Annotated in this window: 16 protein-coding genes and 1 pseudogene; 7 read left to right on the forward strand and 10 right to left on the reverse strand. The window is 58.7% G+C overall.

The genetic code is table 11. From position 1 onward, the window contains the following. Positions 1–381 precede the first annotated feature (381 nt). Positions 382–1,239 carry a carboxylating nicotinate-nucleotide diphosphorylase gene (nadC, locus tag NW838_RS15725; RefSeq protein ID WP_414357502.1) on the reverse strand — a complete coding sequence of 286 codons (858 nt, stop codon included), beginning with the start codon at positions 1,237–1,239 and terminating at the stop codon, positions 382–384. An 86-nt stretch (positions 1,240–1,325) separates the two neighbouring features. Here nadC and NW838_RS15730 point away from each other — a divergent pair, with 86 nt between their 5' ends. Next, a complete protein-coding gene (locus tag NW838_RS15730) occupies positions 1,326–1,505 on the forward strand; it encodes a hypothetical protein (RefSeq protein WP_414428363.1) in 180 nt (59 codons plus the stop codon). 65 nt (positions 1,506–1,570) lie between these two features. Here NW838_RS15730 and NW838_RS15735 read toward each other — a convergent pair whose 3' ends face one another. Next, a complete protein-coding gene (locus NW838_RS15735) occupies positions 1,571–1,984 on the reverse strand; it encodes a hypothetical protein (RefSeq protein WP_414428364.1) in 414 nt (137 codons plus the stop codon). Positions 1,985–2,132: 148 nt separating this feature from the next. Here NW838_RS15735 and NW838_RS15740 point away from each other — a divergent pair, with 148 nt between their 5' ends. Next, positions 2,133–2,708 carry a pseudouridine synthase gene (locus NW838_RS15740; protein WP_414357504.1) on the forward strand — a complete coding sequence of 192 codons (576 nt, stop codon included), beginning with the start codon at positions 2,133–2,135 and terminating at the stop codon, positions 2,706–2,708. A 425-nt stretch (positions 2,709–3,133) separates the two neighbouring features. Here NW838_RS15740 and NW838_RS15745 read toward each other — a convergent pair whose 3' ends face one another. The 3 genes from NW838_RS15745 to NW838_RS15755 form a co-directional block, all read right to left on the reverse strand. Next, complete coding sequence (locus tag NW838_RS15745) at positions 3,134–4,483, reverse strand: adenylosuccinate synthase (RefSeq protein ID WP_414428365.1); 1,350 nt, start codon at positions 4,481–4,483, stop codon at positions 3,134–3,136. 541 nt (positions 4,484–5,024) lie between these two features. Further along, positions 5,025–5,621 (reverse strand): SRPBCC family protein, encoded by a 597-nt coding sequence (locus tag NW838_RS15750; protein WP_414357506.1) that lies wholly within the window; start codon positions 5,619–5,621, stop codon positions 5,025–5,027. Between the two features lie 154 nt (positions 5,622–5,775). After that, positions 5,776–6,021 (reverse strand): hypothetical protein, encoded by a 246-nt coding sequence (locus tag NW838_RS15755; RefSeq protein ID WP_049749597.1) that lies wholly within the window; start codon positions 6,019–6,021, stop codon positions 5,776–5,778. Between the two features lie 156 nt (positions 6,022–6,177). Between NW838_RS15755 and NW838_RS15760 the strand changes: the two genes are divergently transcribed. Together NW838_RS15760 and NW838_RS15765 are read left to right on the forward strand one after the other, a co-directional pair. Continuing rightward, positions 6,178–6,267, forward strand: a complete 90-nt coding sequence (locus NW838_RS15760) for a cytochrome b6-f complex subunit PetN (RefSeq protein WP_244349857.1) — start codon at positions 6,178–6,180, stop codon at positions 6,265–6,267. Between the two features lie 85 nt (positions 6,268–6,352). After that, a complete protein-coding gene (locus tag NW838_RS15765; protein WP_414357507.1) occupies positions 6,353–6,514 on the forward strand; it encodes a hypothetical protein in 162 nt (53 codons plus the stop codon). 23 nt (positions 6,515–6,537) lie between these two features. On the opposite strand, the gene NW838_RS15770 is transcribed toward NW838_RS15765, so the two are convergent. From NW838_RS15770 to NW838_RS15780, 3 genes are all read right to left on the reverse strand, one after another. Further along, the gene (locus tag NW838_RS15770; RefSeq protein WP_414357508.1) at positions 6,538–6,909 is read right to left on the reverse strand and encodes a DUF309 domain-containing protein; all 372 of its coding nucleotides are present in this window, start codon (positions 6,907–6,909) and stop codon (positions 6,538–6,540) included. A 4-nt stretch (positions 6,910–6,913) separates the two neighbouring features. After that, positions 6,914–9,418, reverse strand: a complete 2,505-nt coding sequence (locus NW838_RS15775; RefSeq protein WP_414428366.1) for a GAF domain-containing protein — start codon at positions 9,416–9,418, stop codon at positions 6,914–6,916. 215 nt (positions 9,419–9,633) lie between these two features. Beyond that, positions 9,634–10,446: a TatD family hydrolase gene (locus NW838_RS15780; RefSeq protein WP_414357510.1), complete on the reverse strand. Its 813-nt coding sequence runs from the start codon at positions 10,444–10,446 to the stop codon at positions 9,634–9,636. 174 nt (positions 10,447–10,620) lie between these two features. On the opposite strand from NW838_RS15780, the gene NW838_RS15785 reads away from it, so the two are divergent. Beyond that, positions 10,621–11,208, forward strand: a complete 588-nt coding sequence (locus NW838_RS15785) for a thioredoxin family protein (RefSeq protein ID WP_041437584.1) — start codon at positions 10,621–10,623, stop codon at positions 11,206–11,208. On the opposite strand, the gene NW838_RS15790 is transcribed toward NW838_RS15785, so the two are convergent. Next, positions 11,193–12,041, reverse strand: coding sequence for an inositol monophosphatase family protein (locus NW838_RS15790; RefSeq protein ID WP_414357511.1), 849 nt, complete (start codon positions 12,039–12,041; stop codon positions 11,193–11,195). The two genes, NW838_RS15785 and NW838_RS15790, sit on opposite strands and share 16 nt — an antisense overlap. A 23-nt stretch (positions 12,042–12,064) precedes the next feature. Here NW838_RS15790 and NW838_RS15795 point away from each other — a divergent pair, with 23 nt between their 5' ends. Together NW838_RS15795 and NW838_RS15800 are read left to right on the forward strand one after the other, a co-directional pair. Then, positions 12,065–12,703: a biotin transporter BioY gene (locus NW838_RS15795; RefSeq protein WP_414357512.1), complete on the forward strand. Its 639-nt coding sequence runs from the start codon at positions 12,065–12,067 to the stop codon at positions 12,701–12,703. Between the two features lie 180 nt (positions 12,704–12,883). Continuing rightward, positions 12,884–13,324: a hypothetical protein gene (locus NW838_RS15800; protein WP_414357513.1), complete on the forward strand. Its 441-nt coding sequence runs from the start codon at positions 12,884–12,886 to the stop codon at positions 13,322–13,324. A 98-nt stretch (positions 13,325–13,422) separates the two neighbouring features. Here NW838_RS15800 and NW838_RS15805 read toward each other — a convergent pair. Beyond that, positions 13,423–13,569: pseudogene (locus tag NW838_RS15805) on the reverse strand (RNA-guided endonuclease TnpB family protein); the annotation flags it as partial.

The raw sequence follows: 13,569 nt of genomic DNA on the forward strand, positions 1-13,569 counted from the left end.
ATACAGCTGCGCTGCCAAAGGCAAAGTGATAAATACTGCTGCCGCAGCAGCGGATGGGCCAGTCAGGATGGCTGCCGGATTTGTCAGAGAAGAGGAGGGTGGAAGGGTTAAAGTGCCCCGCACCACTGGCACGATGGATTCCATACTGGATCCCATGATAGGCTCTCGGGTTCTGCGATGAATCTGTTCCCACAGCATCCCAGGGGTGGGCACAGTGTTGTTCGACCACGACCCGACGGTCTACTTGAGTGGGCTGTGCGATAAAGCAAAAGCCGCTCTACTAGCTTGCTAAGGCCTACGGCCCACCAAGGGGAACCGCGTAGCGGTAGGGCGGAGCTTGTTCGCTTTAGCGGCGCGGAGCGCCAAACCCAGTTTTCTTGGTCACACCACCAGCAAAGAGAGATCCAAAGCCTTGGCCGAGTGGGTGAGAGCCCCGACGCTGACGTAATTCACGCCTGCCTCGGCCACTTGCCTGGCCCGTTCCGGGGTCATGTTGCCGCTGGCCTCGAGGGGAACTCTTCCTCCCACCCGTTGGACGGCTGTCTGGATTTCTTCCAGGGTGAAGTTATCCAAAAGGATGAGATCGGCTCCTGCTGCCAAAGCCTCTTCCAGTTCCTGGAGATCCCGCACCTCCACCTCCACCTTGAGGTGGTGGGGAGCGCCTTCCTTGGCCCGCTTGACGGCTGCCAAAACGCCTCCCGTGCCGCGGTCGCGACAGTGTTGCGTAGCAATAATGTGGTTTTCCTTAATCAAGATGCCGTCGAACAGCCCAAAGCGGTGGTTTTTGCCGCCCCCTACCCGTACTGCATACTTCTCCAGGGCGCGCAGGCCGGGAGTGGTCTTGCGGGTGTCCAGGAGCTGGGTTGAGGTTCCCCGGAGAGCCTCTACATAAGTGCGAGTGAGGGTGGCAATGCCGGACAGCCTTTGGAGAAGGTTGAGGGCCAGCCGCTCTCCTGCCAAGATGCCCCGCAGGGATCCCTTGAGGTGGGCCACTTCTTGACCGACAGCCACCCTGGCCCCTTCCTCCACCCCAGGGGTGAACTCTACCTGGGGATCCACCAGCCGAAAAACCCGCTTGGCAATCTCCAGACCGGCCAGGATCCCTGTCTCCTTGGCCAGGATTACCGCTTCACCCTCCAGTCCTGGGGGTAGGGTCAGCTCTGTGGTGAGGTCGCCGTGCCCCAGGTCTTCCCACAGCCAAGCGCGAAGGGTCTCCTCAGGTATGTAAACTTCTTCCATTTTCGGTTTGGTTTTAGGCTCCAGGATAAGCCCTACTTCTCAGCCTGAACAAGCAACAGGATCCCTCGCCTGCCCTGGCACCGCCTGTGGATTTTTCTCCCACCGGCAGGAATCTTCATCAACTGGGCAACTTGAAAGCCAATCTTGCCACTTGGATGCGGTTGGAATCTCTGCGCAATCCCTATCGAGTTCAAGTTTGGGGCAACCGTCTCGCGGCTTTGGAGATGATGCTGCGCTATGGAGAACAAACCCTGCTGAGGACATGAAGCTCCCCCCTTGCGCGACCCCATCCCATCTATCCCCAAAACTTCCCCAAAGCCGGAAAAAGCGGCTACGGGGTGTCTTTCGGCCTCTCCTCTGCTGGTTCGGGCGCTGTGTCCGGCTCCTGAGCAAGAGCAGAGTCCTCAAGGTTAGGCAAGGACTCCGTCCCGCTGGCGCGAACGGCTTCCGGGGAGGTTTCTGGCTCCTCGTTATCGCCAGGCGACGCTTCTGTGAGCACGTCAGCAGTGTGTGGCGCTGAAGCGGGCTGAGCAGCAACAGGTTCAGGAGCAGAAGGAGGAGGTGCAGCTGGGATCCCGGCTTCTTCTGCAGGAACAACCGCAGGTGGCTGAGCAGCTTCTTTTTCCTTTTGCTGTTCGTAGCGGCGACGTTTGTTGCCCTCATCCACCAGCACGTACACCAGGCTGAGGAGAGAGAGCCCCGCTGTTCCAATCAAAACCCAAAGTAAATTGTTGTCTATGGTCATGGGGTGAGCTCCGTCAAACGCTGCTGGCGGTGGAGGGATGTTGCTCCTTAAGGCTTGATCTTACCGTTGAAGCCGCTCTGCCAAATCTTTCTGCCAAATCTTAAAGATTGGAAAGATTGGGTTCACCAGTTTTGTCATTTTGTGTGTCATGCGCTATCTCAAGTTTTACAAACCCTATGGCGTGCTCACCCAATTCACCGACCAAGCGGGACGGCCTACCCTCAAGTCTTTTATTCCGGTGCCCAAAGTTTATCCGGTGGGGCGGTTGGATCGCGACAGCGAAGGGCTGCTCCTGCTGACCGATGATGGTCGCCTCAATGCCCGCTTGATCGACCCCAAGTTCGGCCATGAGCGCACCTACTGGGTTCAGGTGGAAGGGATCCCCACCCCCCAAGCCCTGCAACAGTTGCAACAGGGGCTGATCATCCAAGGGCGAAAAACGCGCCCGGCCCAGGTCAAAGTCTTGGCTGAGGAACCCACCCTGCCGCCACGGGATCCCCCCATTCGCTTTCGCCGCTCCATCCCCACTACCTGGCTGGAACTGACGCTGCAGGAGGGTCGTAATCGTCAGGTGCGCCGCATGACTGCTGCTGTTGGGATCCCAACTTTGCGGTTGGTTCGGGTTGGACTGGGGCCTCTTTCTCTGGTGGGGCTTGCTCCCGGCCAGTGGCAAGATCTCAGCGAGGCAGAACTGGCCCAGCTACGGCAATATTGTTTTCCGTGACGTACTCCCGACTCCGACTGCTAGGTAGTACGGAGCAGGCTTCTCGCCTCAACGGGTAGCTATCGCAAGAACCCTCAGCGAGCAGACACAGGATGTCCCACCGCGTAGCTGCACCAGATTCCAACAAAGCTGTTCTGTACAGCTAGGTTGACCACAGCACAAAGACCGCCTTTCATCCCGACCCTCATGCTGATGCATAGAGGGCGAGGCTTCCCAGCGGGCTAGCTAAACCATTGATTTTCTGACCCATTGCAGTTATTTCAAGTTAGATTAAGACGCTTTCAAAATGCTCCACGCTGCTTCTGCAACCACCCTCGGGCGGAAGACTTTCTCAGTGGCTCAGGCGTCTCACCCTAAACTGAAATGACTATAACTTACTGATCACTACAGTATTGTCCTTGTTCCCAATTGTGCTTGAGGCCCACTCAGTCGGGCATGAGGGCGTGGACGCGCTTGCCACCATTGGGATAGAGAAGGGCACGTTTGGGGCCGTGGATGGGATCTTCGACAATGATCGTCTGGTCGCGGCTGGCCCCTAAAGAAACAAAGGCAATCGGCACCTGCATCAACTGCGCCAAAAACTTCAGGTAATCGTGGGCTTCGGGGGGCAAGTCTTGGATGGAGCGGCAATCTTTGGTGGAACATTTCCAGCCCGGCAGGGTTTCGTAGATAGGTTTGCACTGGGCGAAAACACGGGCATCGCTGGGAAAGTGACGAATTTCCCGACCCTGGTACTCGTAGGCAACGCACACCTTGATCTCATCCAAGCCATCCAGCACATCCAGCTTGGTGATGGCCAGGCAGTCTAGGCCATTGATCCGCACCGCGTAGCGCCCGATCACCCCGTCAAACCAGCCGCAGCGCCGTTGTCGTCCGGTGGTGGTGCCAAATTCAGCACCGGTTGCCCCTAGGTACGCCCCGATCTCATCTTTGAGCTCGGTGGGGAAAGGGCCTTCCCCAACGCGGGTGGTATAGGCTTTAGCCACCCCGATCACCCGGTCAATGCTGGTGGGGCCGATCCCAGCGCCAATACAAGCGCCACCGGCAATGGGATGGGAGGAGGTGACGTAGGGGTAGGTGCCGTAGTCGAGATCCAACAGGGTGCCCTGAGCCCCTTCAAACAGGATGTTCTCCCGGTCTTCGATGGCTTGGGTCAGAAGCAGGGCAGCGTCGGTAACATAGGGGCGCAGCCGCTCGGCATAGGCCAGGTATTGCTCGATGATCGGCTCGGGATCCAGGGGGGGCAGATTATAGATCTTCTCCAGCAAGACATTTTTGTAGGGAATGGCCCAACTGAGGCGTTCCCGCAACTGGTCAGGGTACATCAAGTCCACAACGCGAATGCCCATGCGCTCTGCCTTGTCGGCATAGGTGGGGCCAATACCCCGTCCGGTGGTGCCCAGCTTGTAGATGCCGCGCCGCTCCTCTTCTGCGATGTCGATGACCCGGTGGTAGGGCAGGGTAACGTGGGCTGTTTCGGCGATGAATAGGTTGTCGGTGGAAATGCCCAATTGATGCAGTTGGTCGATCTCGGCCAGCAAAACTTCGGGATCGATCACCGTGCCGCTGGCGATGATGCAGCGTTTGTCGGGGTAGAGAATGCCGGAGGGGATCAGGTGTAGCTTGAAAGTTTGCCCCGCCACCACCAGGGTATGCCCTGCATTCACCCCGCCTTGATAGCGGACGACCACATGCGCCTTTTCACTGAGGAGGTCGGTGATCTTCCCTTTTCCTTCGTCGCCCCACTGGGCACCGACAACCACGACGTTTGCCAAGAGCTTCTCCTACAGTCCGTAGACGGCACAAAAAATCCCCTTTGCGGGGGCTGCTGCACTAATCTACCGCATCGCTCCGGGCACTGTTGAGGGATCAGGACAAAAACGTTAACAATCGATTAACTTTTCTCCAGCAGGGGACAAGGTGGAGATGAACGGGATCCCCGAACCCTCTGACGAGCAAGCAGGGATCCTGCGTTGGCATGCCCCCTGCCTTTAGGCAGGGGATTCTGGTTCCTGGTTCTGCGACAGCACTTACCGTGTTGGGTTGCCCCTCTACGACAGCGGTGCTCATCTCCCCAGGCGTTCCCCCAAGCGCTACGCGCCGCTGACGCGAGTGCAGGGCGGTTCCCTCTCGCGCCAGCGGGACGGAGTCCTTATGCCCTTAGGTACCGCTGCGAACAACCACTACAAAACCTATTGAAGCTGCATCCAGTCGTGAGACTGTTGGGTTTTTATAGCGCTCCGTGCCGCCGTAGGCGAGAGCAGTTAACTACCCTGCCACTGCGGGCAGCGTAGCACAAAGCCGCTTGGGCGCACCCTAGACGGGTTGGGAATAATCCGACAAACTCAGGCAGCGCTCTCGAATGGCCTGTAAGTTGAGGGCCAAATCTCGGCAAATGCGGCGCTCCACCAGACCGACAGGCATTCTGCGGGGAGGCTTGACCTGCAGGTGGTAGGTGAGCAAGGTCTGATGGGCCGACAAATCGGCCAGATCCCAAAACCCCTCGAAGATGAGAAAATCCCCTTCTGTTTTTTGAAAGCGAAGTTGCTGGGGAAAGATCTCCTCGATGGCCAGCACCACCGCAGCAGAAAATTGGGCAAACAAAACCTTTTGGGATCCCACTTGACGTACCAGTGTGCGGCCATCCTCACGGCCAATGACGCGGCTTTCCACCAAGTTGGGAATAAACTCTGCCAGATGGTCGTAGTCGGTCAAAACCTGCCAAACCTGCTGCCGCTCTGCCGGGATCCACACACTGCCTTGCAATTTTCGGCAGCGTTCCCCCAAATCCACCACCTCAATCTGAATATCTGACTGGATACCTGAGGACTCCGTCCCGCTGACGCAAGCAGGAATAAGGATCCCCTCTTCTGGGGTCAGGTCTTGGGGATCCCATTCAGGGTCAGAAGGCATGGCGAGAACTTCAGTCGCGTAGGTGCTGTAGAGCAGTGCGGAAACCGGAGAGGGAATCGATTTTTGACTGGACAAACCATTCGCCAGCAGTTCCAATAGGCTGCCCCCCTGTGTTTTCTATTGTATCAGGGAACTGTATAGCAGATAACGAACTCTAGGGGAGAAGGGCCTGGAACCAACCGACGATCACCTGCCAAACCTGTTCTAGAAGGGCAAAGGGATCCCGCAACTCCTGCAGCACCTGCCGCGGGCCAATTCTAAAGACCACGTACAACACGGCCAAGATGATTACAATCCCCACCGTTGTCCAGATGGCCTCTCGAACCACCCGCACCCAAAAAACCAGCATAAAAATGGCGATGGCTACAGCGGCAACCAGCGGCAATGTGTCCAGTACCATCGGATCCCACCTCGTTTGGCTCAGATGTTTCAGATTTAACTCCACTGTAGCCAGCTTGAACTGAAAACAGGTGTTCGTAGATGTCCGTTGACAAGGGATCTCCTCTCGTAAAATGGGATCACCTCGAGATAACCCCTCTTTAGCTGGGCTAGACCTATGGACATCATCACCCTTGGCTGGATTGCCGTTCCCACCTTCTTCGTTCTTTCCATTGCCCTGGTGGTTTGGGGGCGCAACGGCATGTAGTTTGTCCCGCCTGGATTGATCCTCACCTCACATCCATCTTGTTGTCCCTGTCGCCGATATTGACAGGGCTACCCCCACTCACGCCATGGAAACCGATCTTCCCTTGGTCACACGCATCGCCTACGGAAGCATCTTTTTGCTGTTGACAGCCGTAACACTGGGCGTTGGCTACATTACCTTCATCGACTGGCGGGATCGGCGGCGACGCAACGAAGTTGAGCGCAAAGCCCGTCGCTCCAAGCGCTAGGGCCGGTGTTGAGCCTGCTCAGGTTAATCTTCAACCCAACTCAGGGTGGGGACGGCTAGATAAGGCAAGGGATCCTGGGGTTGCAGTTGAGAAAGATGCCGCAGAATGCCCTGGTTAGCCTGCCACAGGGCTTGCACATCCCATCCAGCGTAGGTGGGCAGAAAGTCCGCCAGCTTGCGGTTGGCCTCCCCCAACAGGATCATGCAGCCGCGGCGGTTGCCGTTTTGCAGGTGATAGTAGGCCACTGCCGTCTGCAATAGACCCTGGTAAAAACGCCGCTCTGGATCCACTGCCTCCATCCACAGGGCCTCTAGGGTGTCGTGGCAGGCGTAAAATTCCCCCCGGTTAAACTGCTCGGCGGCCAAACGCAACGCTTCTGAGTGGGCATTGCTCATGTGGCTAGGCACAGTTGTGGGCTAGGGGTGAGGTCTGCACAGGCAGGGATCCCTGCGGCAGCACCAGGGTAAAGCAGGTTTTGCCTTGAGAACTCTCCACCGAGACGCTGCCCCCCAGCCGCTGCATCCACTGCTTGACCAAAGCCAGGCCCAGGCCGGTGCCGCCCCGCTTCCAGGGATCCCCGCTGGGAATGCGGTAAAACTTCTCGAAGATGCGCTCCCACTCGCTGTGGGGAATTTCTACTCCCTCGTTGATCACCCGAATTTCCACCTGCTGCGGGCCAGAGCGCTGCGCTGTTACCCAGATGTTGCACCTTGGGGGAGTATACTTGCAGGCGTTGTTGACCAGCTCCTGCACCACCCGCTCCAGGCCGCCCCGATCGGTGAGCACCTTGCCCACATTTGGCGCAATCTGCCACTGCAACCGTTGCTGGTTGGCCTGGGCCCGCTGTAGAAACGGCTCCAGCACGCTGGGCAGCCAGGTTGCCAGCGGCACTTCTTCCAGATGGAGCGTTTTGGATCCCTGCTCCAGCCTCTGCAGATCCAAGAGATCGTTGACCAATTCCGCCTCCCGCTCACACTCCTGCTCCAAAATCTTGAGATATTGCTCTCGTTTTTGGGGGGCGCGGGCGGTTTTCAGCAGTTGGATGGCCATCCTCATGTTGGTGATGGGGGTGCGCAGCTCGTGGGAGACGGTGCTCAAAAAATCATCTTTGAGGCGGTTGAGGCGCTCCAGCTCACCAATTTGCTGCACAGAAGCCTGGTAGAGGCGGGCCTGGCGGATGGCAATGGCGCAGTGATCCGCCACCTGCTGCACCACCTGCACCTCCAGTTCATCAAAGCACTCGGCTGCCGGCTTCGCCAGCCAGAGATCCCCCAGCACCCCTTGGTCATCCCGCAGCGGGCACACCAGCAGGGTCAGCCCTTCCCGACGGGGGATCCAGCCCTGCCCAGGCAAGTGGCAGAATTGCACCGCTTGACCCCCTTGCAGGTGCCGGTAAAGATCGGGGTAGTCGGCCAAAGTCAGGGTAATCCCGCCGACGGGCGGTAGGGCAGAGGTGTATTCGTAGCGCACCGTGGCTTGGCCGGCTGCCCAATCGTAGAGACAGAGATCGCAACCTTGAATGGGCAACCCCAGAGCCAACTCCTGCACCACTGCCCGCAGGATCTGGGCTTCCTCCAAACTGCTGCGCACCTGGTCGGTGACCCGCTGCAAGAGGGCATCCATAGCCAGAGATCGCTGCAGGGCCGCCGTCCGCTCCTGCACCTCCTGCTCCAGACGGGCGTTGAGGGTTTGCAACTGCCGGTAGAGCTGATTTTGCGTAATGGACAGGGCCAAATGTACCCCGACCCGACTCATCAGCTCTTGCTCTGCAGCTGACCAAGCCTTAGGCTCGTCAATTTTCAGCTCCCGCCAGGCGGCAAAAGAGATGAGAGGCAATTTTTGTCTGGGATCCCCCTGAGCAAACCAACGGTAGCCCGCCCAGTGGGTTTCTTGGTAAACGGCCCCGCGAAACACGCTCAGCCAGCCCACCGGCTGGTCATTCCAGGCGAGCTGGGCCACCAGCAGGCCACGAATGGGTGTCTGCTTCATCTGCTCTTGCAGCTCCGGCCATTTCTCCAAGTGGGATAGCGACCACATCTTCACCCAGCCCCCCGCTCCTCCGGCCCTTCCGAGCTGCTCCTGTAGCCAGGTGTCGTAGCTGGCCGGGGGTTGCACGCCATGACAACAGAGGGTGTCTGCGCCCATAAAGTGGATCCGCAGCCGCGCCCCGATCCCCTGCAAACCGGCAGCAAGCTGCTCCAGCACCGTGGTCAAGGTCGTCTCCGGGTGCAGGGGCGAATAAACCAGGGCAGCAATTTGGTTGATGAGGCGTTCCTGCTGCGCCTTCTGCCGCGCCTGCTCCAGCAATTCCGCCTGAGCAATGGCAATGGAAACTTGATCCGCCACCAACTGCACCACCTGCAGCTCTTCTGGAGAATACAGACGAGGCTCGGCATGATGGGAGACCAACAGCCCCCAAAGCTCTTGATGATGCATGAGGGGAACCACCAAGGAAGAGGCCACCCCCATGGATTTCAAATAGTGAACATGGCAGGGATCCACAGGCCGCTGTAGCGGCTCGCCCAGAGGAACCCTAGCAGACAACCCCCAGGACTCCGGCTGGCTGATGGAACGGCTTTGCGCCTCTACATCCACAATCACCCGCGCCTGGGCCGAACGAAACAACCGCCGCGCCTCCTCGGGAATGTCCCCTGCCGGAAAAGTCAGCCCCAAGAGCGAGGGCAGCCGCTCCCCTCCTCGCGCTTCCGCCACCACCGTTCCGTGACCTTCGGGATCAAAGCGGTAAACCTTCACCCGATCCGTACCCAAAAAGGCGCGCACCTCCTCCACCGTCGCCCTCAGGATCTGATCCAGCTCCAGGGATTGCCGAATCTGGTGGGTGATGCGGTTGATGAGGGCATCTCGGCTGGGTCGAGCTGCGGCAGCCCACGTTTCAGTATCCATAGTTGCAAGCCCCTAGCCCCTGGGATTAACGGGAAGTATCTAGAGATACATCCCTTTTTTCCAGCATAGGATGCCTTTGAGAAGAGCAGTCGGAGTTCAAAAGAAAAGTTAAAGAAAAAGTTAAAAATGGTAACTCAGGGTTTCCCGAGTTGGAATCGCCTGAGATCTGGAGCCGGGAATGGCCTACGGTCCACCCGCGCCATCGGAAAGCAGAGCTAGAGGAGAGGCAGCTGAAACAGGCGAGCGGCATTTTGGCTGGTTTCTTCTGCCAGTTTTTCCGGTGGGATCCCAAGCAGCTCCGCCAAGGTTTGGGCCACCCGCTGCACATAGGCCGGCTCATTGCGTTTGCCGCGGAAGGGGGTGGGAGCCAGAAAAGGGCAATCGGTTTCCACCAAAAGCTGGGATAGGGGCACCTCCAAGGCCGACCGGCGGACAGTCTCGGCATTTTTGAAAGTAACAATGCCGCTGAAGCTGATGTAGCAGCCCAGCTCGACAAACAGCCGCGTCTCCTCCGGGGATCCGCTCCAGCAATGCATCACCGCCCGCACTGGCCCCCCCGTGGCCATGGCCTCCTTGAGGATGGCGTAGGTGGCTGCTGCCGCCTCGCGGCAATGGACGATCAACGCCAGATCCTGCGCTTGGGCAATGGCAATCTGGGCCCAGAAGGATTCTTTTTGCCGCTCGATATCCGCCGGGTTGGACTTGTAGAAATCCAGGCCCGTCTCCCCGATAGCCACCACTCGCTCGTCGCTGGCGGCCAGGTGGGCGATCTTTTCGGCCAAATCGGGCTGCCACTGGCCCGCCTCCAAAGGGTGCAGCCCCACCGACAAAAATACTTCCGGATACTGGTCGGCAATGGCCTGCAACTGGGGGAATTCTGCCGGTGTTACACAAGAATGCACCAAACGCCGGATCCCCGTCTGACGCCAGCGCTCGGCCACCTGGGGCAGATCCGCGGCAAAATCGGGGTAATTGAGGTGGACGTGAGTATCCACCAAAGGAGCAGCAGGTAAGACGGCGGTGCTCAAGGCTCAGCTCCCCAACAATCGTGTTGCCAACCTTATCCAATTGTAAAAGCTGTCCCCGGCCTGCTTGGGATCCCTTCTGGCGCTCCCGTTTGCCGGCGAGATCCCCTTGCGACGGCTCCTGTGGGAGCAGGATGATCCACAATGATTGAGGAAACCTTACGCTGGAGGTTTGTTATGGCCCGTACCCCCTCGACCATGCTGCCTTTGGGCACCCCAGCCCCTGACTTCAGCCTGCCGGATGTGGTGAGCGGCCAAACCATCTCCCTCTCCACCTTTGCCGACAAGCCGGCCCTGCTGGTGATGTTCATCTGCCAGCACTGTCCCTATGTGAAGCACGTGCAAGAGGAGCTGGCCCGCCTTGGCAGAGATTACAAGGATCGCGGCGTCGGCATTGTAGCCATCAGCGCCAACGATGTGGAGAAATACCCGGATGACAGCCCAGAGAACTTGAAGAAGATGGCCGAGACCTTGGGCTTTACCTTCCCCTTCTGCTACGACGAAACCCAAGAGGTGGCCAAAGCCTTCACCGCCGCCTGCACCCCCGACTTTTTCTTGTTCGACGCGGATCGCAAGTTGGTCTATCGTGGTCAACTGGACGACAGCCGTCCCAGCCTGACCGATGTGCCGGTGACGGGCAAAGATTTGCGGGCGGCGCTGGATAACCTTCTGGCCGGCAAGCCCATCGATCCCGACCAAAAGCCCAGCCTGGGCTGCAACATCAAGTGGAAACCTGGCAATGAGCCTGCTTATTTCGCTGGGTAGATCCCGCTTTTTTGAATCGCGGCCAGGGCCTGTCGATGCAAGCTGGGGTTGGCTGCCGCCAACACTTCTCCCGTGGAGGTGCGGGTTAAGGGATCCCCTCGCCAATCGGTAATCACGCCACCGGATCCCTCAATCACCGGCACAAGGGCAGCAAAATCGTAGAGGGCAAGGCCACACTCCATCACCAGATCCACACAGCCGCTGGCCAACAGGCCGTACTGGTAGCCATCGCCCCCATAGGAGGTAATGTGAACTGCTTGGCTGAGCCCCTGGAAGCACCGTTGTTGGTCGGGTTGGGTGAACAAATCAGGGGTGGTACAGCTCAAGTAGGCGCGGCTGAGGTCGGTATTGGCCTTGGCTCGGACGGCTTGCCGGTGGGAGGGGGTTATCCATTGAGTGGGCTGTCCCCGTACCCCCAGCCAGCGTTCGCGCAACACCGGTTGATCGATGATGCCCAAAATGGGGCGGTCTTCTTCCAAGAGGGCAATCAGAGTAGCAAAGGTGGGCTTGCCGGTGGAAAAGGCGATGGTGCCATCCAAGGGATCCAGAACCCAGGTATAGAGGGATCCCGTCTGGTGAAAACCAAACTCTTCGCCAAGGATGTTGTGTTCTGGCACTTGGGCCATGAGCAAAGCCCGCATAGCTCGCTCTGCCTCCCGGTCGGCCACCGTCACAATTGGGGAGCGGGCCTCTTTGTATTCGGCTTGCAGTTCTCCGCGAAACAGGGGGCGAATCACCGCTCCGGCAGCATCGGCCAGGGCCTGGGCCAGTTCAATCCACTCTGCCTTGACCACCTTTTGCCCACCCCATCTGCCCCTTCCCTTTCTTAGCATAGGGAAAAATTTCCTCTCGGTTTATGCGGTCTGGCTTGCTCTTAACTCCTCTGGAATGGCTTTGGACGGCGATTGGGGTCCTCCTGACCATTTTGGGCACCCTGACCCATTTGAGTTTTCCGCCCGGGCTGCCTGGGTTGGGGGGATACAGCTTTTCGCTGCAAATTGGGGGCGTGTTGCTGACGGCTTGTTTGGCGGGGCCGGTGGCAGCGGTGTGCGCCCAGATCGTCTATCTGGGGCTGGGGCTGGCAGGGCTACAGGTGTTTGCCCAAGGGGGAGGATGGCAGTACCTGTACCAGCCCGCCTTTGGCTACTTGCTGGGGTTTCTGCCAGGAGCCTGGGCCTGCGGGACAATTGCTTTTCCGCAACGGGATCCCTACCCTTCTCCCCCGGCCCGCCAACGTGCTGTCGATGGGAAGCGGTGGGCAGAAGGGATCCCTGACTCCCCGGTGGGCCTCCAAGAGCTGGGATCCGGCAGCTTGGTGGCTTTGGCCTTGGTTCACCTGACCGGGATTCTCTACCTTTTGGCCACACAACCCTGGAATGGGGAGTTGCTGAGGTTGATAGGGCTTTACTCCGGCTATACTCTGCCGGGACAGATCATCGTGGCCAGCTTTGTTGCGGTGATAGCGTTGCTGTTGCGGCGCTTGCTGCTGCTCTGAAGCAAGGGAATCAACTCTGCGCAAAGGCCCATGCAGATTTGGGTCGTGGCGCATCTTTTCTCAAGCTGCAGAGGCAGAAAGTAACTTAGAAAAGTAACTTAGAGCTGTGCCGCTCAAGCGGTGGTACAGATTCTGGTCAAGTCTTGCCAGGATGGATGGGTTTGCGTGAGGAACTGCGGGATGCAACGGACTGCTCTCACCCTTTTGGCCACCGGCCTTTTGGCCACTGGGCTGGCTGCTTGTGGAGATGGCGGCAGCTCAGGGGGCTCGATCCTGCCCCCACCCCAAGGCCCAACGGTTTCGTTTATCAATGCGCCCACCTCGGTGCGGGTGGGCACCTCCACGCCGGCCTTCACGGTGCAGGTGAGTGTGCCCGGCGGTGCTCGTCCAACGCAGTTCCTCGAGCTGGAAACTTTCAACCCCAGCGGCGTGCGCGTGCAAAGGGAATTCTTCAGCCCACAGCAGGCCGGCTGTAACCCTGGGGCCACCTTTTGTAGCTTCAGTACCGATTTCCGCGTTGCCCTCGGGGATCCCGTTGGCGTTTGGCAGTTCCGGATTACCGCGTTTGACCAACAGAATCGCTCCGGATCCCAGACATTGCTGATTACAGCCTTCCAGTAGGCAAGCAGAGTTGCCGGTTTTGGGGTGAGGCCACTCACTCTAGAGGGGAATGGCCGCCACAGGTCGTGCCAGCGGGACGGAGTTGCAACAAGAGTAAACTACCCGACCCTGACTGCTTCGCAGTACAGGGCGGGCTTTCGGTAGCCCTGCAGTTGGCAAGCCAACCACGAACCTCTAGGCTGGTTTACAGCAGCCCCCAAAAGCGCAATCACATTCGCACCATTCAAATCCGCATCCCCTTCCCA

The sequence above is a fragment of the Synechococcus sp. R55.2 genome (genome assembly GCF_047462075.1).
In the GTDB taxonomy this organism is placed as follows: Bacteria; Cyanobacteriota; Cyanobacteriia; order Thermostichales; family Thermostichaceae; genus Thermostichus.